Here is a 23,509-nt window from a genome sequence, read left to right as displayed (position 1 = left end):
CGTGACCCAAGCAGTAGGGAGGCCAGCGTCAGGGGCACGATTGCGTCCGCGAGGTCACCTAAGCGGACGATGCTGGAAGGACACCGTGTGAGCCGGATCTCGGTCCGGGGGTTCGCCGTGGCATCCGCCACCGCCGTAACCACCGTTGGCGCCGTCGTGGGCGTTGCGTCGGGCAGCACCCCCGCTGTCGATGACAACAACTTCGAGGCGACCGCAGCCGACACCACGCTGCTCGCAGACATTCCCGCGGGCCAGCAGGCCCAGGTACAGACCGCTTCGCTGACGCAGCAGGCCGACGCCCAGGCGTCGGCGGCCGACGCCGCCGCGAAGAAGTCCGTGGAGGAGGCGGCCCGCATCCAGGCCGCCAAGGACGCCAAGTCCAAGAAGGCGGCCGCCGAGCAGCGGGTCGAGCAGGAGCGCAAGGAGAAGGAGGAGCGGGCCAACCGTTCGTCCGTCCGCAGCGCCTCCAGCTTCGCCACGCAGGGCTCGTACTCCGCCGCCGACGTCCAGGCGATCGCGCGGCAGATGGTCCCCGCCGACCAGTTCCAGTGCTTCAGCAACATCGTGAACCACGAGTCCACGTGGAACTACCGGGCGTCCAACCCGTCCTCCGGTGCCTACGGTCTGGTGCAGGCGCTGCCCGGCTCCAAGATGGCCTCCGCCGGTGCCGACTGGCAGACCAACCCGGCCACCCAGATCAAGTGGGGCCTCAACTACATGAACGGGCGCTACGGCAGCCCGTGTGGTGCCTGGTCCTTCTGGCAGCAGCACAACTGGTACTAGAACCCCCGAGGTTCCGGTTCCCAGCGCCACGAAGCCCCTCGCCGTTCTACGGTGGGGGGCTTCACGCGTGTACGGTCGGTTCCCGCGGCCCGGTCGGGGAGCGGCGGCGAGATGACGGGGGAAGAGGAACGCACATGTCGAAACTTCCGGGGTGGCTCTCCCGGCTGGGCGGCGAACTGACCGAGCTGGGCGACCGGCTGGAGCGGCGCAGGGCCGACACCGAGCGCAGGGAGCCGCCCCCGCCCGGGGCGGTGGACGTCCCGGGCGCGGTCCTGGTCGACGTCCCGGCCGTCCGGGACGAGGCGGAGGAGCCCGCTCCCGCTGCCGCCGCGAGGGACCGGGTGCCGCCGCCGCCCTCGTACGCGCCCTCCGTCGCCGCCCGGCCCGATCCGGTCGCGGCGATCCCCTGGGGGATGCGGGTCGCGGCCGAGGCGGGCTGGCGGCTGCTGGTCCTCGCGGGCACCCTCTGGGTGCTGATGTGGATCATCAGCGCCGTCCAGCTCGTGGTGCTGGCCTTCGTCGCCGCCCTGCTCGTCACCGCCCTGCTCCAGCCGACCGTCGCCCGGCTGCGGCGGCGCGGGCTGCCGCGCGGACTGGCGACCGCCGTCACGGCGGTGCTCGGCTTCGTCATCATGGGCCTGGTCGGCTGGTTCGTGGTCTGGCAGGTCATGGACAACATCGACACCCTCTCCGACAAGGTGCAGACGGGGATCGAGGAGTTGAAGCACTGGCTGCTCGACAGCCCCTTCCACGTCACCGAGCAGCAGATCAACGACGTCGCCAAGAACCTCAGCGACACCATCGGCACCAACACCGAGCAGATCACCACGGCCGGACTCCAGGGCGTCACCGTCATGGTGGAGGTCCTCACCGGGATGCTCCTGGCGATGTTCTCGACACTCTTCCTGCTCTACGACGGCCGGCGCATCTGGCACTGGGTGCTGAAGCTGGTGCCCGCCCAGGCCCGGCCGGGCGTCGCGGGGGCCGGACCGCGGGCCTGGCGGACGCTGACCGCCTATGTGCGGGGCACCGTCATAGTCGCGCTGATCGACGCGTTCTTCATCGGGCTCGGGATCTTCTTCCTCGATGTGCCGATGGCGGTGCCGCTGGCCGTCTTCATCTTCCTCTTCGCCTTCATCCCGCTGGTCGGAGCGGTGATCTCCGGGGCGCTGGCGGTGGTCGTCGCGCTGGTCACCCAGGGCGTGTTCACCGCGCTGATGGTGCTGGCCGTGGTGCTCGCGGTGCAGCAGATCGAGGGCCATGTGCTCCAGCCGTTCATCCTGGGGCGCGCGGTGCGGGTGCATCCGCTGGCCGTGGTCCTCTCGGTCGCGGCGGGCGGCCTGATGGCGGGCATCGGCGGCGCGGTCGTCGCCGTGCCGCTGGTCGCGGTCACCAACACGGTGGTCGGCTATCTGCGGGCGTACGGGCAGGAGGAGGCCCTGCGCCACGCCCCGCCGCCGCACGGGGCGACCGCGCTCGACATCGCCCCGACCCCGGCCCCCGGCACACCGCCCGGCCCCGCCGGACGCGACGACGGCGAGGGCGACGCGAAGGACGCGTGACCGGAGCGGCCCCCAGCCATACGGAAGGGCCCCGTGGACGGTCGGTCGTCCACGGGGCCCTTCCTCATACGTGCCGGTCGGGCGCGTACGGTCCTACTCGGCGAGCACGGCCTCGGCTTCGAGGGTCACGCCGACCGCCTGGATCACCGAGGCGATCTTGACGGCTTCCTGGATGGTCTCCCGGTCCACGCCGGACTTGCGGAGCACCTGCTCGTGCGAGTCCAGGCACTGGCCGCAGCCGTTGATCGCGGAGACCGCGAGCGACCACAGCTCGAAGTCGACCTTCTCCACACCGGGCTTGCCGATGACGTTCATCCGCAGGCCGGCGCGGAGCGTCCCGTACTCGGGGTCCGACAGCAGGTGCCGGGTCCGGTAGAAGACGTTGTTCATCGCCATGATGGCGGCGGCCGACTTCGCGGCGGTGTACGCCTCCGCGGAGAGGTTGGCCTTCGCCTCCGGCTCCAGCTCGCGCAGCACCTTCGGCGAGCGCGAGGCGATCGCGCAGGCGAGGACGGTGCCCCAGAGCTGCTGCTGCGGGAGCTCGCTGTTGCCGATCACCGAACCGAGGTTCAGCTTCAGGTCCTTGGCGAAGTCCGGAACGGCGGCCTTCAGTTCGTCGAGTGCCATGTCGCCGTCAGCTCACTCGCCCGCGAGGAGCGCGACCGGGTCGAGAGTGTTCTCGCCCTTGGTCCAGTTGCAGGGGCACAGCTCGTCGGTCTGCAGGGCGTCCAGGACCCGCAGGACCTCCTTGGGGTTACGGCCCACGGAACCGGCGGTCACCATCGTGAACTGGATCTCGTTGTTCTGGTCGACGATGAAGACGGCGCGCTGCGCGAAGCCGTCCTCGCCCTCGATGCCGAGGTCACGCATGAGCTCGTGCTTCGAGTCGGCCATCATCGGGAAAGGCAGGTCGGTCAGGTCCGGGTGGTCCTTGCGCCATGCGTGGTGCACGAACTCGGAGTCGCCGGAGAAACCGAGGATCTGCGCGTCACGGTCGGCGAACTCGTCGTTCAGCTTGCCGAAGGCGGCGATCTCGGTGGGGCACACGAAGGTGAAGTCCTTCGGCCACGCGAAGACGATCTTCCACTTGCCCTCGTAGGTCTTGTGGTTGATCTGCTCGAACTCCTTGCCGCTCTCCAGCGAGACACAAGCAGTCAGGTCGAACTCGGGGAACTTGTCACCGACAGTGAGCACGCGCACTCCTTGCAGCGTTGGAAATCCCTTTTGGGGCTTTCCTGAGGGTTGGACGAGATCCACCTTGGCACAGAGTGCATTGATCGCGGAAATAGCTACACTTGGTCGTGATGATCGGAGGTGCCTATCAGTGGTGCAGAGCAATCAGGGCACTCGACCCAAACAGCCCAGTCTCTCGCAGCTGCGCGCCTTCGTCGCCGTCGCGGAGTGCCTGCACTTCCGGGACGCGGCGGCCTCGATCGGGATGAGTCAGCCGGCGCTCTCCGGCGCGGTGTCGGCGCTGGAGGAGGCACTCGGTGTCCGGCTCATCGAGCGTACGACGCGCAAGGTGCTGCTCTCGCCGGCGGGGGAGCGGCTCGCGGTGCGGGCGCGGGCGGTGCTGGAGGCGGTCGGTGAGCTGATGGAGGAGGCGGAGGCGGTCCGGGCGCCGTTCACCGGGGTCCTCCGGCTGGGCGTGATCCCGACCGTCGCCCCGTATCTGCTGCCGACCGTGCTGCGGCTGGTCCACGAGGACTATCCGGAGCTCGACCTCCAGGTCCACGAGGAGCAGACCGCCTCGCTGCTGGACGGACTGGCCGCCGGACGGCTGGACCTACTGCTGCTCGCGGTGCCGCTCGGGGTGCCCGGGGTGACCGAACTTCCCCTCTTCGACGAGGACTTCGTCCTGGTCATGGAGAAGGACCACTGGCTGGGCGGACGCGCCGACATCCCGCGCGAGGCACTGCGCGAGCTGCCGCTGCTGCTGCTCGACGAGGGGCACTGCCTGCGCGACCAGGCCCTGGACATCTGCCGGGAGGCGGGGCGCACCACCGGCGCCCCCGTCACCACGACCGCCGCCGGACTCTCCACGCTGGTGCAGCTGGTCGCCGGCGGGCTCGGGGTGACGCTGCTGCCGCGTACCGCGCTCACCGTCGAGACCGACCGCAACGACGCCCTGGCCACCGGCTACTTCACCGAACCGGCCCCCTCGCGGCGGGTCGCGCTGGGAATGCGCACCGGAGCGGCGCGGCGGGAGGAGTTCGAGGAGCTGGCGGCGGCGCTGCGCCGCGCGATGGCCGCGCTGCCGGTCCGGGTGACGGACGGCGTACGGGACCGGCCCGGCGCCTGAGGCTCGTTCGGGGAAGCGGCGGGACCGGGCAGGACGGCCGAAAGGGGCGCGGCCCGCACGGCCGCGCCCCTCCACCCTCACCGCCCGGTCACTCCGTACGGAGCCCGTCCGGCCGCATCATGCGCCACAGCGGCGGCAGCGACACCAGCGTCACCAGCGCGATCAGCGCCGCGCCCGCACCGGTCATCGGCAGGAACAGCCACCAGTTGGTGACCTCCTTGTCGATCATGTAGATCAGGGTCGCGCCCAGGCCGAGCCCGCCCGCGATGGCCACCGCCAGGCCGATGACCACCGGCACCGCCGTCTGCCAGAGCACCGACCACCCCATCGTGGAGCGCCGGGTGCCGAAGGCGACCAGGACCGAGAGCAGGCGCTTGCGCTCCCGCAACTGCTCCAGCTGGGAGACCAGCATCGAGGCCGCGATCAGCAGCAGCGTCGCCGTGCCGCCGACCTGGAGGCCGCGCTGCACACTGGCGTACTTCTTGTCCCGGGCCTCCGACTGGAAGGTCGCCACCCGTGCGGTGGGGTCGATCCGGGCCACCGTGTTCCGCACGTGCTCCGCGACGTCCGGCACGCTCGGGTCGATCGTGATCTGCGCCTCGGTCGTCGCGTCCGGCAGGGTGCTCGGGTCCACCGCGCCGAGGGTGGCCAGGATGCCGGTGGCCCCGTCGCCCAGCACGGTGCTGTGGGCCGTGACGGTCCGGGCGTCGGCGGGCAGCGTCCACCGCACCGACTTCCCGGCGGAGCCGCCGGACTCGATCAGGACGTCCTTGCCCTTGCGGGCCGTCCGGTCGATCCACCGCGACATGTCCTTGTCCTTCGCGGGGTGCGAGACGAAGGTGTCGCCGTCCTTGCAGGCGCCGATCCGGGCCATCTCGCGCAGGCTCGCGCAGTCGGCGATGGTCAGGCTGGTGGTCCGCTGGACGTCCTCGTCCTCGGAGCTGTCGGGGTGGGTGACGTAGACGCTGACCATGCCGACGACCGACGTCACGCCCTTGGTGGCCCGGAGCGCCTCGGCGGTCCGGGTGGCACCGTCCCGGGTGACCTTCTCGGAGTACGAGGAGAACTGCGCCCCCGAGGTGTTCTCCTCGACGATCTTGTTGAACTCGTCGCCGACCGCGGCGAACATCATCTGCAGCGCCACCGCGCCCGCGACCGCCACCGTGATCCCGCTGACCGCCCGGGAGGCCGCCCCGCTGCTCAGCTGGAGCCTGCGGACGGCGAGCTGCCAGGAGACCGGGCCGCCGTTCAGCCGGTTCACCAGCGCCTCGACCAGCCAGGGCAGCAGCAGCGCGAGCCCGACCAGGACCAGCACCGCCCCGCCCGCGATCGGGTACGGATCGACCGGGCCGTACGCGTCGACCTTGCCGGTCAGCCCGAGCACCGCCAGACCGGCGAGCGGCACCGGCAGCCGCCACCAGATCCGGCGCCCGCGGCTGCGGCCGTTGCGGATCACGCCGAGCGGCTCGATCACCACCGCGCGCATCGCGCCGAGCGTCACCACCACCGCCGTCAGCGGCACCGCGAGGACCACCAGCGCCGTCAGCAGCGGGTCGGGGACCAGGTCGCCCGGGAAGACGCTGACGTTCCAGACCTCCACGCCGCCGACGAACTCCCGGCCCACGAAGAAGAACAGCACCCCGGTCACCAGGCCGAGGAGCGCCCCGAACAGGGCCTCGCCCGCGGCGATCCGCCGGGTCATCCGGATGTCCGTGCCGACCAGGCGCAGCGCGGCGAGCCGGCGGTCGCGGCGGTCGCCGCCGAACCGGACCGCCGTCACGATGAAGATCGCGACCGGCATCAGCAGCACCACGCAGATCAGGATGATCAGCACGATGAGGATGGGCGGCATCTCCTCGGCCATGTTCCGGTCGCCGTACCCGGCGATCCGCTGGGCGCCGCGGTCGTCGGTCAGGGTGTCGTTGCCCGCGTAGTAGACCAGGTCGCCCGGCGAGACCAGGCCCGGGTCGGCGATGGTGCCGATGATCCGGTACGGCAGCCGGTCCTTGAGGAGCTCGCCCTCGGAGGAGTCCAGCAGCTCCTTCAGCGCGGGGGAGACCACGGCCTCGCCGGGGGCGGGGAAGCGTTCGACGCCCGGCGGACGCACCGGGTGCGCCCCGTCCGCGCGCATCAGCTGGCCCTCGACGACGCGGCCGCGGAACTCCGTCTCGACGTCGGACCGCAGCACCGAGATGTCGGACTTCGGGGCCTGCTTGCCCGGCGAGGAGTCGATGACGCTCGCGGCGCGGGCGGCGCTGCGGTCGCTGCGCTGCTGGAGCATGTGCGGGACGGAGGCCGCGGTGAGCAGCAGGGCCACCCCGAGGCCGACGCCGACGGCGGTCAGCGCGGTACGGATCCAGCCCTCGCGGCCGCCGCCGGCGCCGAAGCGCATGCCGAGGCCGAGGTCGCGTATCCAGGCCGCGAGGCCGGTGGGGGCGGTGGGGCGCGGGGCGTCCGGCGGGGCCGCCGCGTTCTTCTCGTCGAGCAGGGTCATCCGATGTGCTCCAGGTCGCGGGTCCGTCCGTCGCGCACGGTGACGTCACGGTCGGAGTACGCGGCCACCCGCGCCTCGTGGGTCACCAGGACCACCGCGACGTTGGTGGACCGGGCGGCCTCGGTGAGGAGCTGCATCACGCGCTCGCCGTTCAGCGAGTCCAGCGCGCCGGTCGGCTCGTCCGCGAAGATCACCTTCGGGGAGGCGGAGAGGGCGCGGGCCACGGCGACGCGCTGCCCCTGGCCGCCGGAGACCTCGCCCGGACGCTGGGCGGCGACGTTGTCGACCTCGAGCCGCTCCAGCCAGTGCAGGGCGGTGCGCTCGGCCTCCTTGCGCTTGGCCCCGGCCAGCCGGAGCGGCAGCGCGACGTTCTCCACGCAGGTCAGCTCCGGGACGAGCTGGCCGAACTGGAAGACGAAGCCGAACTCGGTACGGCGCAGCGCGCTGCGCTCGGCGTCCGACATGGCGGACAGCTCGCGGCCCGCGTAGGTGATCGTGCCCCGGTCCGGGGTGACGATGCCCGCGAGGCAGTGCAGCAGGGTCGACTTGCCGGAGCCGGAGGGGCCCAGCACGGCGACGACCTCGCCGGGGTGGATCGAGAAGGACGCGCCGTCGAGGGCGGGCGTCCGGTTGTACGTCTTGTGCAGGCTGTCGGCGCTGAGCAGGGAACCGGCGGGGATCACGCGCCCACCTCCATGGCGAGTCGGTCGAGCCGGGCGGCGGTCAGTTCCAGCCAGCGCAGATCGGCTTCGAGGTGGAAGAGCGCGTGGTCGCAGATCAGCTGGTCGGCCAGATCGCCCTTGCGCTTGCGGTCGGTGAGTATGCGCATCAGTCGCAGGTGCTCGGCGCGCTGGGTGTCCAGCAGCGACTCCGCGCTCCGCCCTGTGAGCAGGGCCAGGACGACCTTGGTGTAGAGCGTCGACTGGAGGTACGGCTCGGGCTTCTCCGGCTGCTCCAGCCAGGCGCCGACGTCGGTGATCCCGGCCTCGGTGATGGCGTAGCGCTTGCGCTCGGGGCCGCCGCCGCTCTCTATCCCGTCGACCTCGACGAGGCCGTTCTTGAGCAGCCGGGACATGGTCGAGTAGACCTGCCCGTAGTGCAGGGGGCGGTCATGGCCGAACTTCTCGTCGAACTCGCGCTTGAGGTCGTAGCCATGGCGGGGGCCGGACTCCAAAAGTCCGAGCAGGGTGTGGCCGATAGACATGCGGAGCACTCTACACGGTGTGTATACCTACGATGTATACCCCTGGTGAATAGGCTGTCGGCCGCCCCGGCGGCTTCCGGAATTCAGTCCTCCGGGGCCTCCGACGCCCTCGGGGCCTCCCGGGTCTCCGGCGTTCCCGAGGGGCCCGGGGTCCCCTGCGTCCCCGGCTTTTCCTGCCCCTCCTGCCGGTTCTTCGGCGGGCGGCCCCGGCGGGGGATCGGCCGTGCCGCGCCCGGCAGGCGGCCCGCCTCCGCCAGCGCCCTGCGCAGCAGGAACTCGATCTGGGCGTTGGCGCTGCGCAGCTCGTCGGAGGCCCAGCGGGCCAGTGCGTCGTGCACCGCCGGATCCAGCCGCAGCAGCATCTGCTTGCGCTGCGGCGGGGTCCGGCGGGGCGGGGGCTGTCCGGTCACTGGTAGAGGGTGCCCGTGTTCAGGACCGGCTGGGCCGCGCGGTCGCCGCACAGCACCACCATCAGGTTGCTGACCATCGACGCCTTGCGCTCCGCGTCCAGCTCGACGATGTCCTGCTCGGCGATCCGGGTCAGCGCCATCTCGACCATGCCGACCGCGCCCTCGACGATCTGCTGCCGGGCCGCGACCACCGCACCGGCCTGCTGGCGCTGGAGCATCGCCGAGGCGATCTCCGGGGCGTACGCGAGGTGGCTGAAGCGCGACTCGATGATCCGCACCCCGGCGGCCTGCACCCGGGCGGTGAGCTCCACGGCCAGCTTCTCGGTGATCTCCTCGGCGTTGCCGCGCAGCGAGAGCCCGCCCTCGTCGTGGGCGTCGTAGGGGTACTCGATCGCGATGTGCCGGACCGCCGCCTCGGTCTGGGTGGCGACGAACTCCAGGAAGTCGTCCACCTCGAAGAGGGCCTGCGCGGTGTCCTCGACCTTCCAGACGACGATCGCGGCGAGCTCGATCGGGTTGCCGTAGGCGTCGTTGACCTTGAGGACGGCGGTCTCGTGGTTGCGGACCCGGGTGGAGATCTTGCGGCTGCTGGTGAGCGGGTTGATCCAGCGCAGGCCGTCGGTACGGATCGTGCCGACGTAGCGGCCGAAGAGCTGGATCACCCGGGCCTCGCCCGGTGCGACCATCTTCACACCCGTCATGCAGAAGAACGAGGCGATGACGAGCAGCACCCCGAAGACGCAGACGGGGACGCCCACCGCGTTGTTGCCGTGGGAGCCGACGACGCCGCCGACGATCGCGAGGCCGATGCCGGCTATCACCCCGAGCACCGTCAGCAGCAGGCCGAGGCCGCCGGGGATGCTGTGCGCCGTCACCTCCCGCACCTGCGGTTCGGGCATCTGCGGGGCGTCGGGTGCGAGGTCGGTGCCCTGGGCGGCGGCGTCGCGCGCCATGTCGTGACCGGTCATGGGGTCCCCCCGTTTCGAGAACGAGCAGTCGGCCTGCCCGCTGCTAGCAATGTGATTACACATTACCCCGGATGGCAACCTTGGACGCCTCTCGGGAGTCGGTTCCCATGGGAGTAGGTGCTGATTGTCACGTCCGCAAAAGACCGCATCTCTTGCTTTTCGTCCTTGCCGAAGGTGTTAGCTGGCTGGGCTGAGCTGAGCGGGTCGAGCAGAGAAACAGGAGCGAAACAGCGATGGGTCGAGCGGATGCGCGGCGAGCCCAACGAAGGGCTGCGAAGAGCGGCGGCATACGCAGACTCTTCACCTGGCGGAAGATGCTGGGCGCCTTCTTCGGGTTCTGCCTGCTGGGCATGGGTGCCTTCGTCGCCCTCTACCTCTACGTGGACATCCCGAAGGCCAACGCCCTGGCCGAGCGGCAGAGCAACGTCTACCAGTACAGCGACGGATCGCTGCTCGCCAGGACCGGCGACGGCGTCAACCGCCAGATCGTCGACCTGGCCGTGGTGCCCAAGGCGGTCCAGCACACCTTCGTCGCGGCGGAGAACAAGACGTTCTACGACGACAAGGGCATCGACCTGAAGGGCACCGCGCGCGGTCTGCTCAACACGCTCAGCGGCAAGGGCAAGCAGGGTGGTTCGACCATCACCCAGCAGTACGTGAAGAACTACTACCTGACGCAGGACCCGACGATCAGCCGGAAGCTCAAGGAACTGGTGATCTCGCTCAAGGTCGACAGCAAGAAGAGCAAGGAGTACATCCTCGCCGGGTACATCAACACCGCCTACTACGGGCGGGGCGCCAGCGGCATCCAGGCCGCCGCGCAGGCGTACTACGGCGTCGACGCCAAGGACCTCACCGTCTCCCAGGGCGCCTACCTCGCCTCCGTGCTCCAGGCCCCCAGCCAGTACGACTGGCAGACCGCCAGCGAGACCGGCCGGAAGCTGGTCAAGGACCGCTGGGCCTACACCCTCGACAACATGGTCGAGATGAAGTGGCTCTCCCAGGCCGAGCGCGACAAGCAGAAGTTCCCGGTCCCGCAGAAGGCCAAGCCCGCCCCCGGTATGGAGGGCCAGACCGGCTACCTCGTCGAGGCCGCCAACGCGGAGCTGCGCGCGCAGGGCGTCACCGACGAGATGCGGCAGGCCGGCGGCTGGACCTTCACGCTCAACATCGACAAGAAGCGGCAGAAGCAGCTGGAGGAGTCCGTCGACCGCCAGCTGGAGTCCAAGCTGGACCGCAAGGGCAACAAGGTCGACGCGACCGTCCAGGCGGGCGCCACGTCCGTCAACCCGAAGACCGGTGCCGTCGTCGCGCTGTACGGCGGGGTGGACTACGTCAAGCACTACGTCTCGAACGCCACCCGCCGGGACTTCCAGCCCGCCTCCACCTTCAAGCCGCTGGTGTTCGCCTCCGCGCTGGAGAACGAGTCCAAGACCCAGGACGGCGACCTGATCGGCGTCAACACCCGCTACGACGGCACCAGCAAGCGGCCCGTCGTCGGCAGCGACACCCCCTTCGCCCCGGAGAACGAGGACGACCGGAGCTACGGCTCCGTCACCGTGCAGAAGGCCATGAACGCCTCGATCAACTCCGCCTTCGCGCAGATGGTCGTCGACGTCGGCCCGGCCCAGGTGAAGAAGACCGCGCTCTCCCTCGGCCTGCCCGACAAGAACTTCCCCGAGCGCCCCGCCATCACGCTCGGCACGATGAACGCCTCGACCTGGGACATGGCGGGCGCGTACGCCACGCTCGACAACCACGGCAAGAAGGTCACCCCCTTCATCGTGAAGTCCGCCCAGCACCGCGACCGGACCGTCGAGCCGGTCGAGGGCATCGGCAAGCAGGTGATCAGCCGCAAGTCCGCCGACACGGTGACCTCCGTGCTGACCGGGGTCGTGGACGCGGGCTCCGGCAAGGCCGCCAACACCAGCGCCTACGACGCGGCGGGCAAGACGGGTACCTCCGAGAACAACAAGTCGGCCTGGTTCGCCGCGTACACCCCCGAGCTGACCACCGTCGTCGCGCTCTTCGGCGAGTCGCCCAAGGGCGGCTCCCAGGTCAGCCTGACCGGCACCGCCAACTCCGGCCGGGCCAACGGCGGCGGCTTCCCCGCGCAGATCTGGGCGGACTACACGCTCGGCGCGCTGGGCGGCGGCTCCACCGCCCGGTTCGACCTGGAGGACGTCGAGCGCGGCGAGTCCACCGTGCCGTCCTCGCCGTCGATGTCGCCCTCGCAGTCCGCGAGCACCGACACGTCCCCGAGCAAGTCGCCGGACGCCCCCTCGCAGGACACGAGCCAGTCGCCCGAGGTCCCGCCGAGCCAGTCGCCCGAGGTGCCGCCCAGCCAGTCCCCGGAGGTGCCGCCGCCGAGCCAGTCCCCGGAGCCGCCGGGCGACGGGCTGGACAACGGGCGCCCCGGCCAGGCGGGCGGGAACAACGCCCCGGCGGGCAACCAGTGAGCAAGGGGTGAGGGGCGGCGCCGGGTTCCGGCACCGCCCCTCACCCTTCCTCGTGGGCTGCGATCAGCCACCGTCGACCTTCTTGGCGACCCGGTCGCCGAGGTCCTTGTCGACGTTCCGCCAGTACTGCAGCGCCCGCTCCAGGACCGGGCGGCTCACCCCGTCCAGCAGATGGCCGGAAATGTTCCCCACCAACCGCTCGCGCTGGGCGTCGTCCATGACCTCGCGCACCAGCGTGCCCGGCTGGCCCCAGTCGTCGTCCTCGCTGTGCAGCTTGTACGCCTCGTGGACCATCTCGCCCGCCGTCGCCCAGCCCGCGGGGTCACCGAAGCGCGCGGTGTCCGCGGCCGGACCGCCGTACGAGTTCGGCGCGTAGACCGCCCCCGTACGGCTCGGCTCGTACCGCATCGGGCCGTCCTTCGCGTACGAGTTGCGGCCGAAACGCGGGCGGTTCGGGGGCAGCTGCGCGTAGTTCGGGCCGATCCGGTACCGGTGGGTGTCCGGGTACGAGAAGAGCCGGCCGAGCAGCATCTTGTCCGGCGACGGACCGATTCCGGGCACCAGGTTCGACGGCTCGAAGGACGCCTGCTCGATATGGACGAAGAAGTCCTCCGGGTTCTCGTCGAGCGTCATCCGCCCGACCTCGATCTCCGGGTAGTCCGCGTGCGGCCACACCTTCGTGAGGTCGAACGGGTTGAACCGGTAGTCCGGCGCGTCGTCGAACGGCATCACCTGCACGTACAGCGTCCAGCTCGGGTGGTCCCCGCGCTCGATCGCCTCGTACAGGTCGCGGCGGTGGACGTCCCCGTCGATCCCGGCCATCCGGTCGGCCTCGGCCTGCGGGTAGTAGTCGATGCCCTGGTCGGTCTTGAAGCGGTACTTCACCCAGAACCGCTCGCCGCCCGCGTTGACCCACATGTAGGTGTGCGAGCTGTAGCCGTTCATGTGGCGGTAGGTCTTCGGGATGCCCCGGTCGCCCATCAGCCACGTCACCATGTGCGCCGACTCCGGGGAGAGCGTCCAGAAGTCCCACTGCATGTCGTGGTCGCGCACCGCGTTGTCCGGGCGGCGCTTCTGCGAGCGGATGAAGTCCTGGAACTTCATCGGATCCCGTACGAAGAAGACCGGCGTGTTGTTGCCGACCATGTCGTAGTTGCCCCGCTCGGTGTAGAACTTCAGCGCGAAGCCGCGCGGGTCGCGCCAGGTGTCGGGCGAGCCCTGCTCACCGGCGACCGTGGAGAACCGCGCCAGCATGGCGGTCTCCTTGCCCGGCTGGAACAGGTCGGCCTTGGTGAACTGACTGATGTCGTTGGTCACCCTGAAATGGCCGTACGCCCCCGATCCCTTGGCATGGACCACCCGCTCGGGAACCCGTTCACGGTTGAACTGGGCCATCTTCTCGATGAGGTAGTGGTCCTGGAGCAGGATCGGCCCGTCGGCCCCGACGGTGAGCGAGTGCTCGTCGCTCTCCACCGGGATTCCGGCGTTGTTGGTGGTGTACTCGGTGTTCGGGGTCTTGAGGGTGGTGGGTTCCTCGGACACGAGCGTCCTCCCGTCGGTGGGGGTTTCGGCCAGGCCGTCTCGTCACGACCGAGTCAAACCCGCCGACAGGAGGTCGGCAACATTTCGTCGCTCTCCGTCCAGGGCGATACGGCGTACCCGAACGGAGAGCGGCGCCGCTACTGCCCGCGCGGCGGCATCTCGAACCAGACCACCTTGCCGGTCGAGAGCCGCGTCGCCCCCCACCGCCTGGCCAGCCGGTTCACCAGGAACAGGCCCCGGCCGCCCTCGTCCATGTCCCGCGCCCGGCGCTGCCGGGGCAGCTGCGGGGAGTCGTCGCCGACCTCGCAGCGCAGGATGTCGGTACGCAGCAGCCGCAGCGTCACCGGTCGCTCCGCGTAGCGGACCGCGTTGGTGACCACCTCGCTGACCAGCAGCTCCACCGCGTCGGACAGATCGTCCAGTCCCCACCGGCTCAGCGCCCGCCGGGCCAGCCTGCGGGCCCGCCCCGGCGCGGTCTCCTCCGGATCCAGGTGCCAGTACGCGACGTCGCTCGGCGCGATCCCGTCGAACCGGGCGGCCAGCAGCGCGATGTCGTCGTCCCGGTCGCCCGGGCCGAGCATGTCCAGCACGTCGTCGCAGAGCGCCTCCAGCGGCGGCGAGTGGTCCGGGCCGGTGAGCCGGGCGGTGGCGGCCAGCCGCTCGCGCAGCAGCTCGATCCCCGTCCACACGTCCCGCAGCCGGGACTCCACCAGCCCGTCCGTGTACAGCAGCAGCGTCGCCCCGGCGGGCGCGTCCAGCTCGACCGCCTCGAAGTCCACCCCGCCGACCCCGATCGGCGCACCGGCCGGCACCCGCAGCACCTCCGCACGGCCGCCCAGGTGGAGCAGGACCGGCGGCGGATGGCCCGCGTTGGCGACGGTGATCCTGTGCGTGACGGGGTCGTACACCGCGTACAGGCAGGTCGCCATGCGGTCGCTGCCGAGCCGCTGCGCCTGCTCGTCGAGGTGGTGCAGCACCTCCTGGGGCGGCAGGTCGAGCCCGGCGAGGGTCTGCGCGGTGGTGCGCAGCTGGCCCATGATCGCGGCGGAGGTCATGGAGTGGCCCATGACGTCGCCCACCACCAGGGCGACCCGGCTGCCGGGGAGCGGGATCGCGTCGTACCAGTCACCGCCGACCCGGGCCGTCTCGGCGGCCGGGAGGTAGCGGGAGGCGAGCCGGACGCCGGTGGGCTGCGGCAGCGAGTCGGGGAGCATCGTGCGCTGGAGCTCGTCCGCGATGTACGCCTCGCGCCCGTACAGCACGGCCTTGTCGATGCCGAGCGCGGTGTGCGTCGCCAGCTGGGCGGCGACCAGCAGGTCGTTCGCCTCGAAGGCCGGCCGCTCCGTGCCGCGGAGGAAGACGGCGGCGCCGATCACCCGCCGCCGGCCGCGCAGCGGGGCCAGGATGGCGCGGTGCCCGGTCGGTACCGTCCGGCCCGCGCCGAGCAGCTCGGGCAGGGCGGCGCGGGCCGCCGCGGAGTCCCCGAAGACCGGCCGCACCCCGCGCAGCACCTCGGCCAGCGCCCCGCCGGAGCGGACCTCGCACAGCTCGGCGGCGGGGGTCAGGTCGCCGTGCGGATCGATCACCGGCAGCCGCAGCCGCTCGGTCTCCGCCGGGCCCTCGGTCTCCTCGTCGCTCAGCCGCAGCCGGTCGGAGCGGCGCAGCCGCAGCACGAACGGCGCGACCGGCCGCTCGTCGCCGACCGGGAGCGGGTCGCGGAGGTAGACGAGTATGGCGTCGGAGAACGTCGGCACACTGGCCCGGCACAGGCCCAGCACGATCTCGTCCAGGTCTATGCCGCGGGCGATCCGCCGGGTGGCCGCGCCGACGAACCGCAGCCGGTCGCCCTCACGACGGACCGCGGCCTGCGGGTCGAGCCCCGCGGGGGCGGGGCCGGGCGCCGGAGCGGGGGCAGGGATCGCCGCGGTGGCAGGGGAGGCGGCCGGCGCGGCGTCCTGCTGCCGCGGCCGGGTGCGTTCCTGCGACCGGGCTGCCAGGGGCTGCCGGCCTTCGTGGGAGGTGGGGTGCTCCGTCACGCTTGGGGTTCCGTCCGTCCGGGCCGGTTGTACGAGGCGGTCGCCTGCTGGGGCGTTACTGTGCCCCCGCGGGAGCGGCGATAACAACGGCTGTCACCGGATGCCCCGGGACGAGGGGCTGAAACCTGACGCCCGCGGAACGGCCCGGTGACAACGTTTCCGGCGACGGGGCGGGCAACGGTGAGCACGTCTCCACCCCCTCGAAGTGGTTCATACGATGCGTACGCCTGATGCGGCTCGTACAGCTCACAGCTCATGCAGTGCGTGGTGCTCGTGCGGTGACTTGTGGTCAGGTGCGGTGCCGCGCCTCCCGGTCGGAGCGGTGCGGCTCCCCGGAGGACGATCCTACGTTTGCCCCCTCGGGATGCACCAAGGGTCTCACGACGGCATGGCCGAAGGGGTGCGGTCCCAGTCATCCGGCAGTGCGGGAACCCGCCATTGTGGATCGGGCCGCCAGCGCTCCCAGCCGTCCCGGAACGGGGCGCCCCAGCCCTCGATCAGCCGGACGGCCGCCCGCCCCGCCTCACGCACCCGGCGCGCCGTCTCGGGAGCCATCAGGCCGGCCCGCTGCGCCATGGCGAACTCGTCCTCGTCGCGCCAGACCCAGCTGTGGTCCGGGTAGACGGAGATGTCGAGAAAATGATCCTCGGAGTCGACGCCGCCCTGCCAACGGGTGTGCGGCTCCTCCAGGTTCACGTACCAGCTGCGGAACCGCCAGGCCGGCTCCCAGAACAGCCAGACCGACCAGGGGTCCCCGGGCCGGGCCAGCTTCAGCACCCCGTTGCCCAGCCAGGGCGAGCGGGCCGTGGTGCGCGGGGCGGTGTAGCGGGTGGCGAGCGGTTCGGCGTGCACGTCCCGCCCGTCCGCCAGCACCGGCTTCACGCACTCGGTGCCCGGCGCCACCCAGACCGCCAGCAGATCGGCGGTGTCCTGCACCACGGTGACCGGACGGCAGATATGGATGCCCCCGCCCCACCGCCCCGGCGCACCGCCCTCCACCGACGCGCCGTTGCGGCGGTAGCGCCACAGGATCTGCTCGCCCGGCGCCCAGCGCTCACTCTCTCCGGTACCTGCCATGGCCGGATCTTAGGGCTGCCCGGCCCGCCCGGGCAGCGGTGCGGGTCACGGCCGGGTCATGCGCAGGACGTCGAGGGCCTCGTCGAGCTGTTCCAGGGTGAGGTCGCCCCGGTCGACGTAGCCGGACTCCAGGACCACCTCGCGGATGGTGCGGCGCTGGGCGAGGGACTTCTTGGCGACCTTCGCGGCCTCCTCGTAGCCGATGTACTTGTTCAGCGGGGTGACGACGGAGGGGGAGGACTCGGCGTACTCGCGGGCCCGTTCGGGGTTGGCGGTGATGCCGTCGACGGTGCGGTCGGCCAGCAGACGGGAGGCGTTGGCCAGCAGGCGCACCGACTCCAGCAGGTTCTTGGCGATGACCGGGAGCATCACGTTCAGCTCGAAGTTGCCCGCCGCGCCGGCGGCGGCGACCGTCGCGTCGTTCCCCGTCACCTGGGCGGCCACCATCAGCACGGCTTCCGGGACGACCGGGTTGACCTTCCCCGGCATGATCGAGGAGCCGGGCTGGAGGTCGGGCAGGTTGATCTCGGCGAGGCCGGTGCGCGGGCCGGAGGACATCCAGCGCAGATCGTTGGCGATCTTGGTGAGCGAGCCGGCGATCGTACGGAGCTGGCCCGAGGTCTCGACCAGGCCGTCCCGCGCGCCCTGTGCCTCGAAGTGGTTGCGGGCCTCGGTCAGCGGCAGCCCGGTGGCGCGGGCCACCTCGGCGATGACGGCGGCGGAGAAGCCGGGCGGCGTGTTGATGCCGGTGCCGACGGCCGTGCCGCCCAGCGGCAGTTCGGCGAGGCGGGGGAGCGAGGCGCGCAGCCGCTCTACCCCGTACCGGATCTGCGCCGCGTAGCCGCCGAACTCCTGGCCGAGCGTCACGGGCGTGGCGTCCATCAGATGGGTGCGCCCCGCCTTGACCACCGGGGCGAACTCGCTGGACTTCCGTTCGAGGGAGGAAGCCAGGTGATCCAGTGCCGGGATCAGCTCGCGGGTGACGGCCGCCGTGGCCGCGATGTGGATGGAGGAGGGGAAGACGTCGTTGGACGACTGCGAGGCGTTGACGTGGTCGTTGGGGTGGACCTCGCGGCCCAGCCGTTCGGTGGCGAGGGTGGCCAGCACCTCGTTGGTGTTCATGTTGGACGAGGTGCCCGAGCCGGTCTGGAAGACGTCGACCGGGAAGTGCTCGTCCCAGCGGCCCTCGGCGACCTCGGCGGCGGCCGATCCGATGGCCGCGGCGGTCTCCGGGTCCACCACCCCCAGCTCCGCGTTCACCTTCGCGGCGGCGGCCTTGATCCGGGCCAGCGCCTCGATGTGGGCCCGCTCCAGGCGCTGACCGGAGATCGGGAAGTTCTCCACCGCGCGCTGGGTCTGGGCGCGCCACTTGGCGGCCGCGGGCACCCTGACCTCGCCCATCGAGTCGTGCTCGACGCGGAAACCCGCCCCGTCGCCGGGGGACGCGGAGCCGGTCGACGACCCGTTCATCTCGTTCATCTCCTTGAACCTCCTGAAAAAGTTGAGCACTTGTCTTGTTCTTTCTATTCCCAAGACAGCTACCGGCCAGTAAATACCGGGGGTAACCACAACCCGGGGAGGCACCATGAGGCACACCAGGCACAGACTCCGCTGTACGGTCGCGGCCGCCGCGGCCATCGCGGCGGCGCTCGGCGGTACGGCCTTCGCCACCGGCCCGGCGGCGAACGCGGCGGACGGGGCCACCGCCCGCACCACCGCGTCCACCCCCCTCCCGCCCGAACTGGAGGCGATCCGCGCCGCCGAGGCCACCAAGCTGTACGGCGACTCCGCCGAACGGCCGATGGCCCAGCGCAAGACCGGGCTGATCTCGCTCGGCGACAGCGAGATCTCCGGCGAGGGCGTCGGTACCTACGAGGCCGGCACCAACGGCCCCGACAACTGGTGCCACCGCTCGCCCGACTCCGCGATCCACCGCACCGGCATCCCTGCGGACGTCACGTACAACGTCTCCTGCTCCGGCGCGTACACCGGCAACATCGTGATCGGCGGCTCCAAGCAGTACGCCGACGAGCTGGTGCAGAGCGACAACCTCGCGATCAAGGCGCGCAACACCCGGATCAAGATGATCGTGCTGGTCGCGGGCGCCAACGACGACCTCCAGTTCGGTCCGGTCATGACCGACTGCGTCACCCGCTGGGTGCTCTCCCAGGGCACCTGCGAGCCGAAGTACGACGGCGGCTGGCAGGCGCGGGTCGACGGACTCGTCCCCAAGGTCGAGAAGACCGTGCGCGACCTGAAGACCGTCATGTCCGACGCGGGATACGCCTCCGGTGACTACAAGCTCGTGGTCATGGGCTACCCGAGCCCGATCGGCCCGGACTTCTACGACAACCCCGCCTTCCCCGGCAAGCTCCCCGGCGGCTGCGCCGGATACGACTCCGACGCCGCCTGGGGCCGCAACGTCGCCGTCCCGACCTTCGAACGCGGTATGCGCAAGGCCGCCGCGGACACCGGCGCCGTCTACCTCGACAACTCCCGGCTCTTCCACGGGCACGAGGTGTGCAGCGAGAACACCTTCGCCCGCGGCCTCTACATCGACCTCGGCCACTTCCCGCCGGACTCCAACTCGCTGCGGCAGTCCTACCACCCGAACGAGCGGGGCCACGGCGCCTTCGCGTCCTGCCTCACCCAGGTCTACAACTCCGGCCTGCGCGAGGCGAGCTGCGCCGACCCGGCCAGCACCGGGAAGCCGGTCCTCCAGGCCGGGGCCTGGGACGACCTGTTCAAGCCCGTGAGGAACGAGGCCACCGGCACCTGCCTGGACGCCCCCGCCTCGGTCACCCGCAACGACACCAAGGTCGGCGGCTGGGACTGCCACGGCGGCCGCAACCAGGGCTGGTGGTACGACTCCGGCACGAAGAACCTGCGCACGGAGCTGAGCCACGACCGGTGCCTGGACGTGCCGGGCGCCGACTACAAGGCCGGCGCCACGCTCATCCTGTACAACTGCTCCGGCGCGGCCAACCAGCAGTTCGTCAAGGACGGGGCCACCCTGCGCCCTGCCGCCTCCACGGGGCTCTGCCTGACGCTGGCCGGAGCCAAGGACCCGCTGAGGCTCCAGCCCTGCGACGGGGGCGCGCAGCAGCGGTTCGCGTAGGCGCACGAGGAGGTACGACGGAGGGGCGGGGCGGCCGGGGAGCCGCCCCGCCCCTCCGGGCGTCCGGGCCTCAGCCGGAGGTGACGAACGCGCCCAGCGCGGCCGCCAGATGGCCCGGGTCCGCCGCCCCGCACAGCTCACGGGCCGAGTGCATGGAGAGCCCCGGCACCCCCACGTCGACCGTCGGCACCCCGAGCCGGGCCGCGGTGATCGGGCCGATCGACGTACCGCACGGCATCGCGTTGTTGGAGACGAACGGCTGCCACGGCACGCCCGCCCGCTCGCAGGCCGAGGCGAAGACCGCCATGCCGGTGCCGTCGGTCGCGTACCGCTGGTTGACGTTGACCTTCAGGGAGGGGCCGCCGTTGGGCAGCGGACGGTGCTCCGGGTCGTGCCGCTCCGCGTAGTTCGGGTGCACCGCGTGGGACATGTCGGCCGAGACGCAGAAGGAGCCGGACAGGGCCCGGGACCAGTCCTCCGGGGAGCCGCCCCGGGCGGTCACCGAGCGGCTCAGCACCCGCTCCAGCAGCGGCCCGTGCGCCCCGGTCGCCGAACCGCTGCCGACCTCCTCGTGGTCGAAGGCGGCCAGGACGGGAACGCACACCGGCGCGTCGACGGCGTCCGCCGCGGCCGTCAGGGCCACCACCCCGGCGTGCACGGAGACCAGGTTGTCCAGCCGCGACGCCACCACGAACTCCCGTTCCGCGCCCAGGTACCCGGGCGGCTGGACGTCGTGCAGCATCAGGTCCCAGCCGAGCACCCGGCCGGGCTCCGCCCCGGCGGCCGCCGCCACCCGGCGGATCAGCGCGCCCCTCTCGGCCGTGCCGAGCGACCACACCGGGGCGAGGTGGCGCTGCGGGTCCAGCGCCAGCCCGTCGTTGACCGAGTGGTCCAGATGGATGGCGAGCTGCGGCACCCGGAACAGCGGCTCGTCGATCCGGACGAGTCGGGTCTCCACCGCCCCGCCCTCCCCGCGCAGCGCGAGCCGCCCGGAGATGCCGAGGTCGCGGTCGAGCCAGGTGTTCAGCGGGACACCGCCGTAGATCTCCACGCCCACCTGCCGCCAGCCCGCGCCACCGGTGTCCGGGACGGGCTTGACCCGCAGGTTCGGGGAGTCGGTGTGCGAGCCGACGATCCGGAACGGGGTGTGCGCCGGGGCGCCCTCGGGGACGTACCAGGCGATCAGCGAGCCGTCGCGGATGTGGAAGGCGCCGCCGGTCGTGCCCGTCCAGTCGTCCGTGCCGCGCAGTTCGCGGAACCCGGCCTTCTCCAGACGCCGGGCGGCACTGGCCACCGCGTGGTACGGGGACGGGCTGGCACCGATGAAGTCCAGCAGGTCGTCGCTGTGACTGCGGTGGGGAAGCGGCGTCATGCGGCGTCCGCCTTTCCGGTGTTCGACGTGGCGAGGGGAGGGTGTACCGCGCGAGGCCGCCGGGGGCGGTGCGGTACGGGTGGCGCCCGGAGGCGGTGGGAGCGCTTCGGGATCGCCGGACAACCCACCAAAGCGGCTCGGTGCGGCGCAAGTCCGTCGCGCACGCCGGTGCGGGAAAGCGGTGGTGCCGCTCCACCGCGGGGATCCGCCGGGCTCCGGGCGCACGGCGGCCCACCGGCACCACCCGGCCCGGCACGACGGGCGTCCGGCACCGCGACGACCTCTGCGGAATTGGCCGGATAACGCTGTACGGCCCGGCCGCCGCTCCACCCCGGCCGGGGGCGGCTCCGGGCGCGCGGAGCGGCTACGGCGCGCCCGCCGCGCGCCTCCTGGAACCTGCCCGGGGACATGCGAAGGCCCCCTGGTACGCGCAAACACGTACCAGGGGGCCGACCGGCGTACGGATCAGGCGAGGCCCGGGCCGCGGACCGGGATGCTGGTGAACGTCGGGGCCGGGGCGGGCTCGGTGAAGAAGTCGTTGCCCTTGTCGTCGACGACGATGAACGCCGGGAAGTCCTCGACCTCGATCTTCCAGACCGCCTCCATACCGAGCTCCTCGTACTCGACGACCTCGACCTTCTTGATGCAGTCCTGCGCGAGGCGCGCGGCCGGACCGCCGATCGAGCCCAGGTAGAAGCCGCCGTGCGCGTCGCACGCGTCGGTGACCTGCTTCGACCGGTTGCCCTTGGCCAGCATCACCTTGGAGCCGCCCGCCGCCTGGAACTGGGCGACGTAGCTGTCCATCCGGCCCGCCGTCGTCGGGCCGAAGGAACCGGAGGCGTACCCCTCGGGCGTCTTCGCCGGGCCCGCGTAGTAGACCGGGTGGTCCTTCAGGTACTGCGGCATCTCCTCGCCCGCGTCCAGCCGCTCCTTGATCTTGGCGTGCGCGATGTCGCGGGCCACGACCAGCGGACCGGTCAGCGAGAGCCGGGTCTTGACCGGGTACTTGGTCAGCTCGGCCAGCACCTCGTCCATCGGCCGGTTGAGGTCGATCTTCACGACGTCGCCCGACTCGTCCAGGTGCTCGTCTGTGGTGTCCGGCAGGAAGCGCGCCGGGTCCTTCTCCAGCTGCTCCAGGAAGACGCCCTCGGCGGTGATCTTCGCGACGGCCTGGCGGTCCGCCGAGCAGGACACCGCGATCGCCACCGGCAGCGAGGCGCCGTGCCGGGGGAGCCGGACCACGCGCACGTCGTGGCAGAAGTACTTGCCGCCGAACTGGGCGCCGATGCCGATCTTCTGCGTCAGCTCGAAGACCTTCTCCTCCAGCTCCTTGTCCCGGAAGCCGTGACCGGTGGGGGAGCCCTCGGCGGGCAGCTCGTCCAGGTAGTGCGCGGAGGCGTACTTCGCGGTCTTCAGCGCGAACTCGGCCGACGTACCGCCGACGACGATCGCCAGGTGGTACGGCGGGCAGGCGGCCGTACCCAGCGAACGGATCTTCTCCTCCAGGAACTTCATCATGGAGGCCTCGTTCAGCACGGCCTTCGTCTCCTGGAAGAGGAACGACTTGTTGGCCGAGCCGCCGCCCTTCGCCATGAAGAGGAACTTGTACGCGCCGCCGTCGGTGGCGTACAGCTCGATCTGCGCGGGGAGGTTCGAGCCGGTGTTCTTCTCCTCCCACATGGTGAGCGGAGCCATCTGCGAGTAGCGGAGGTTGAGCTTGGTGTACGCGTCGAAGATGCCGTGCGACAGGGCCTCCTCGTCACCGCCCTCGGTCAGCACGTTCTGACCGCGCTTGCCCATCACGATCGCGGTGCCGGTGTCCTGGCACATCGGCAGCACGCCGGCCGCGGCGATGTTCGCGTTCTTCAGGAGGTCGAGCGCGACGAACTTGTCGTTGGACGACGCCTCGGGGTCGTCCACGATCCGCCGGAGCTGCGCCAGGTGGGCGGGGCGCAGGTAGTGCGAGATGTCGTGCATGGCCTCGGCGGCCAGGGTGCGCAGCGCCTCCGGGGCGACCTTGAGGAACGTACGGCCGTCGGCCTCGAAGGTGGAGACACCCTCGGAGGTCACCAGGCGGTACGGCGTGGTGTCCTCTCCCAGCGGGAGCAGATCGGAGTACGCAAACTCTGGCATTACGGCCATTCCTCACTCGGCAGACGGTGGCTGACCTCCCTCGGGCAGC

General features: G+C 71.3%; 18 protein-coding genes. 5 read left to right on the top strand and 13 right to left on the bottom strand.

The features are described 5' to 3' along the window. Positions 1-87: 87 nt before the first annotated feature. Both ACWC97_RS06955 and ACWC97_RS06950 read left to right on the top strand, forming a co-directional pair. Positions 88-783 (top strand): aggregation-promoting factor C-terminal-like domain-containing protein, encoded by a 696-nt coding sequence (locus ACWC97_RS06955; RefSeq protein ID WP_352273360.1) that lies wholly within the window; start codon positions 88-90, stop codon positions 781-783. A 134-nt stretch (positions 784-917) separates the two neighbouring features. Beyond that, complete coding sequence (locus ACWC97_RS06950) at positions 918-2,345, top strand: AI-2E family transporter (protein ID WP_450647860.1); 1,428 nt, start codon at positions 918-920, stop codon at positions 2,343-2,345. A gap of 93 nt (positions 2,346-2,438) precedes the next feature. Here ACWC97_RS06950 and ACWC97_RS06945 read toward each other — a convergent pair whose 3' ends face one another. Then, positions 2,439-2,972, bottom strand: coding sequence for an alkyl hydroperoxide reductase (locus ACWC97_RS06945; RefSeq protein WP_352273358.1), 534 nt, complete (start codon positions 2,970-2,972; stop codon positions 2,439-2,441). Positions 2,973-2,984: 12 nt separating this feature from the next. After that, positions 2,985-3,539, bottom strand: a complete 555-nt coding sequence (locus ACWC97_RS06940; protein ID WP_189542777.1) for a peroxiredoxin — start codon at positions 3,537-3,539, stop codon at positions 2,985-2,987. A 130-nt stretch (positions 3,540-3,669) separates the two neighbouring features. Between ACWC97_RS06940 and ACWC97_RS06935 the strand changes: the two genes are divergently transcribed. Further along, on the top strand, positions 3,670-4,647 hold the full coding sequence (locus ACWC97_RS06935; protein WP_352273357.1) for a hydrogen peroxide-inducible genes activator: 978 nt from the start codon (positions 3,670-3,672) through the stop codon (positions 4,645-4,647). An 88-nt stretch (positions 4,648-4,735) separates the two neighbouring features. Here ACWC97_RS06935 and ACWC97_RS06930 read toward each other — a convergent pair whose 3' ends face one another. The 5 genes from ACWC97_RS06930 to ACWC97_RS06910 form a co-directional block, all read right to left on the bottom strand. After that, a complete protein-coding gene (locus ACWC97_RS06930) occupies positions 4,736-7,141 on the bottom strand; it encodes an ABC transporter permease (protein ID WP_450647857.1) in 2,406 nt (801 codons plus the stop codon). Beyond that, the gene (locus ACWC97_RS06925; RefSeq protein WP_352273355.1) at positions 7,138-7,824 is read right to left on the bottom strand and encodes an ABC transporter ATP-binding protein; all 687 of its coding nucleotides are present in this window, start codon (positions 7,822-7,824) and stop codon (positions 7,138-7,140) included. The genes ACWC97_RS06930 and ACWC97_RS06925 overlap by 4 nt, the downstream gene beginning before the upstream one ends. Then, entirely contained in the window at positions 7,821-8,345 is a 525-nt protein-coding gene (locus ACWC97_RS06920) for a PadR family transcriptional regulator (protein ID WP_352273354.1), read from the bottom strand. Before ACWC97_RS06920 ends, ACWC97_RS06925 begins: the two co-directional genes overlap by 4 nt. An 83-nt stretch (positions 8,346-8,428) precedes the next feature. Continuing rightward, positions 8,429-8,755 (bottom strand): hypothetical protein, encoded by a 327-nt coding sequence (locus tag ACWC97_RS06915; RefSeq protein WP_450647854.1) that lies wholly within the window; start codon positions 8,753-8,755, stop codon positions 8,429-8,431. After that, positions 8,752-9,723 carry an SPFH domain-containing protein gene (locus ACWC97_RS06910; RefSeq protein WP_352273352.1) on the bottom strand — a complete coding sequence of 324 codons (972 nt, stop codon included), beginning with the start codon at positions 9,721-9,723 and terminating at the stop codon, positions 8,752-8,754. Before ACWC97_RS06910 ends, ACWC97_RS06915 begins: the two co-directional genes overlap by 4 nt. 233 nt (positions 9,724-9,956) lie before the next feature. Here ACWC97_RS06910 and ACWC97_RS06905 point away from each other — a divergent pair, with 233 nt between their 5' ends. Beyond that, positions 9,957-12,182, top strand: coding sequence for a transglycosylase domain-containing protein (locus ACWC97_RS06905; RefSeq protein WP_352273351.1), 2,226 nt, complete (start codon positions 9,957-9,959; stop codon positions 12,180-12,182). A 63-nt stretch (positions 12,183-12,245) separates the two neighbouring features. On the opposite strand, the gene ACWC97_RS06900 is transcribed toward ACWC97_RS06905, so the two are convergent. The 4 genes from ACWC97_RS06900 to ACWC97_RS06885 all read right to left on the bottom strand — a co-directional run bounded on the left by ACWC97_RS06900 (position 12,246) and on the right by ACWC97_RS06885 (position 18,307). Next, positions 12,246-13,724 (bottom strand): catalase, encoded by a 1,479-nt coding sequence (locus ACWC97_RS06900; protein WP_352273350.1) that lies wholly within the window; start codon positions 13,722-13,724, stop codon positions 12,246-12,248. A gap of 137 nt (positions 13,725-13,861) precedes the next feature. Further along, positions 13,862-15,760, bottom strand: coding sequence for a SpoIIE family protein phosphatase (locus ACWC97_RS06895; RefSeq protein ID WP_352273349.1), 1,899 nt, complete (start codon positions 15,758-15,760; stop codon positions 13,862-13,864). 378 nt (positions 15,761-16,138) lie between these two features. Next, positions 16,139-16,837 carry a cytidylyl-2-hydroxypropylphosphonate hydrolase gene (gene fomD, locus ACWC97_RS06890; protein WP_352273348.1) on the bottom strand — a complete coding sequence of 233 codons (699 nt, stop codon included), beginning with the start codon at positions 16,835-16,837 and terminating at the stop codon, positions 16,139-16,141. A gap of 45 nt (positions 16,838-16,882) precedes the next feature. Then, a complete protein-coding gene (locus ACWC97_RS06885) occupies positions 16,883-18,307 on the bottom strand; it encodes a class II fumarate hydratase (protein ID WP_352273620.1) in 1,425 nt (474 codons plus the stop codon). A gap of 115 nt (positions 18,308-18,422) precedes the next feature. Between ACWC97_RS06885 and ACWC97_RS06880 the strand changes: the two genes are divergently transcribed. Next, entirely contained in the window at positions 18,423-19,955 is a 1,533-nt protein-coding gene (locus tag ACWC97_RS06880) for a ricin-type beta-trefoil lectin domain protein (protein WP_450647851.1), read from the top strand. Between the two features lie 70 nt (positions 19,956-20,025). Here the strand turns inward: ACWC97_RS06880 and ACWC97_RS06875 are convergent, their stop codons facing one another. Continuing rightward, entirely contained in the window at positions 20,026-21,327 is a 1,302-nt protein-coding gene (locus ACWC97_RS06875) for a M18 family aminopeptidase (RefSeq protein WP_352273346.1), read from the bottom strand. 465 nt (positions 21,328-21,792) lie between these two features. Next, entirely contained in the window at positions 21,793-23,460 is a 1,668-nt protein-coding gene (locus ACWC97_RS06870; protein ID WP_352273345.1) for a fumarate hydratase, read from the bottom strand. Positions 23,461-23,509 lie beyond the last annotated feature (49 nt).

The organism is Streptomyces sp. NPDC001108, assembly GCF_053598535.1.
The sequence above is the reverse complement of the archived record's forward strand: the minus strand, read 5'-3'. Positions and strand labels throughout refer to the sequence as shown.

Bases quoted from the DNA above. Each gene is read 5' to 3' on its own strand.
- ACWC97_RS06950 (WP_450647860.1), top strand. From the start codon at position 918: ATGTCGAAACTTCCGGGGTGGCTCTCCCGGCTGGGCGGCGAACTGACC.
- ACWC97_RS06945 (WP_352273358.1), bottom strand. From the start codon at position 2,972: ATGGCACTCGACGAACTGAAGGCCGCCGTTCCGGACTTCGCCAAGGAC.
- ACWC97_RS06930 (WP_450647857.1), bottom strand. From the start codon at position 7,141: ATGACCCTGCTCGACGAGAAGAACGCGGCGGCCCCGCCGGACGCCCCG.
- ACWC97_RS06920 (WP_352273354.1), bottom strand. From the start codon at position 8,345: ATGTCTATCGGCCACACCCTGCTCGGACTTTTGGAGTCCGGCCCCCGC.
- ACWC97_RS06910 (WP_352273352.1), bottom strand. From the start codon at position 9,723: ATGACCGGTCACGACATGGCGCGCGACGCCGCCGCCCAGGGCACCGAC.
- ACWC97_RS06905 (WP_352273351.1), top strand. From the start codon at position 9,957: ATGGGTCGAGCGGATGCGCGGCGAGCCCAACGAAGGGCTGCGAAGAGC.
- fomD (WP_352273348.1), bottom strand. From the start codon at position 16,837: ATGGCAGGTACCGGAGAGAGTGAGCGCTGGGCGCCGGGCGAGCAGATC.
- ACWC97_RS06885 (WP_352273620.1), bottom strand. From the start codon at position 18,307: ATGAACGGGTCGTCGACCGGCTCCGCGTCCCCCGGCGACGGGGCGGGT.
- ACWC97_RS06880 (WP_450647851.1), top strand. From the start codon at position 18,423: ATGAGGCACACCAGGCACAGACTCCGCTGTACGGTCGCGGCCGCCGCG.
- ACWC97_RS06875 (WP_352273346.1), bottom strand. From the start codon at position 21,327: ATGACGCCGCTTCCCCACCGCAGTCACAGCGACGACCTGCTGGACTTC.
- ACWC97_RS06870 (WP_352273345.1), bottom strand. From the start codon at position 23,460: ATGCCAGAGTTTGCGTACTCCGATCTGCTCCCGCTGGGAGAGGACACC.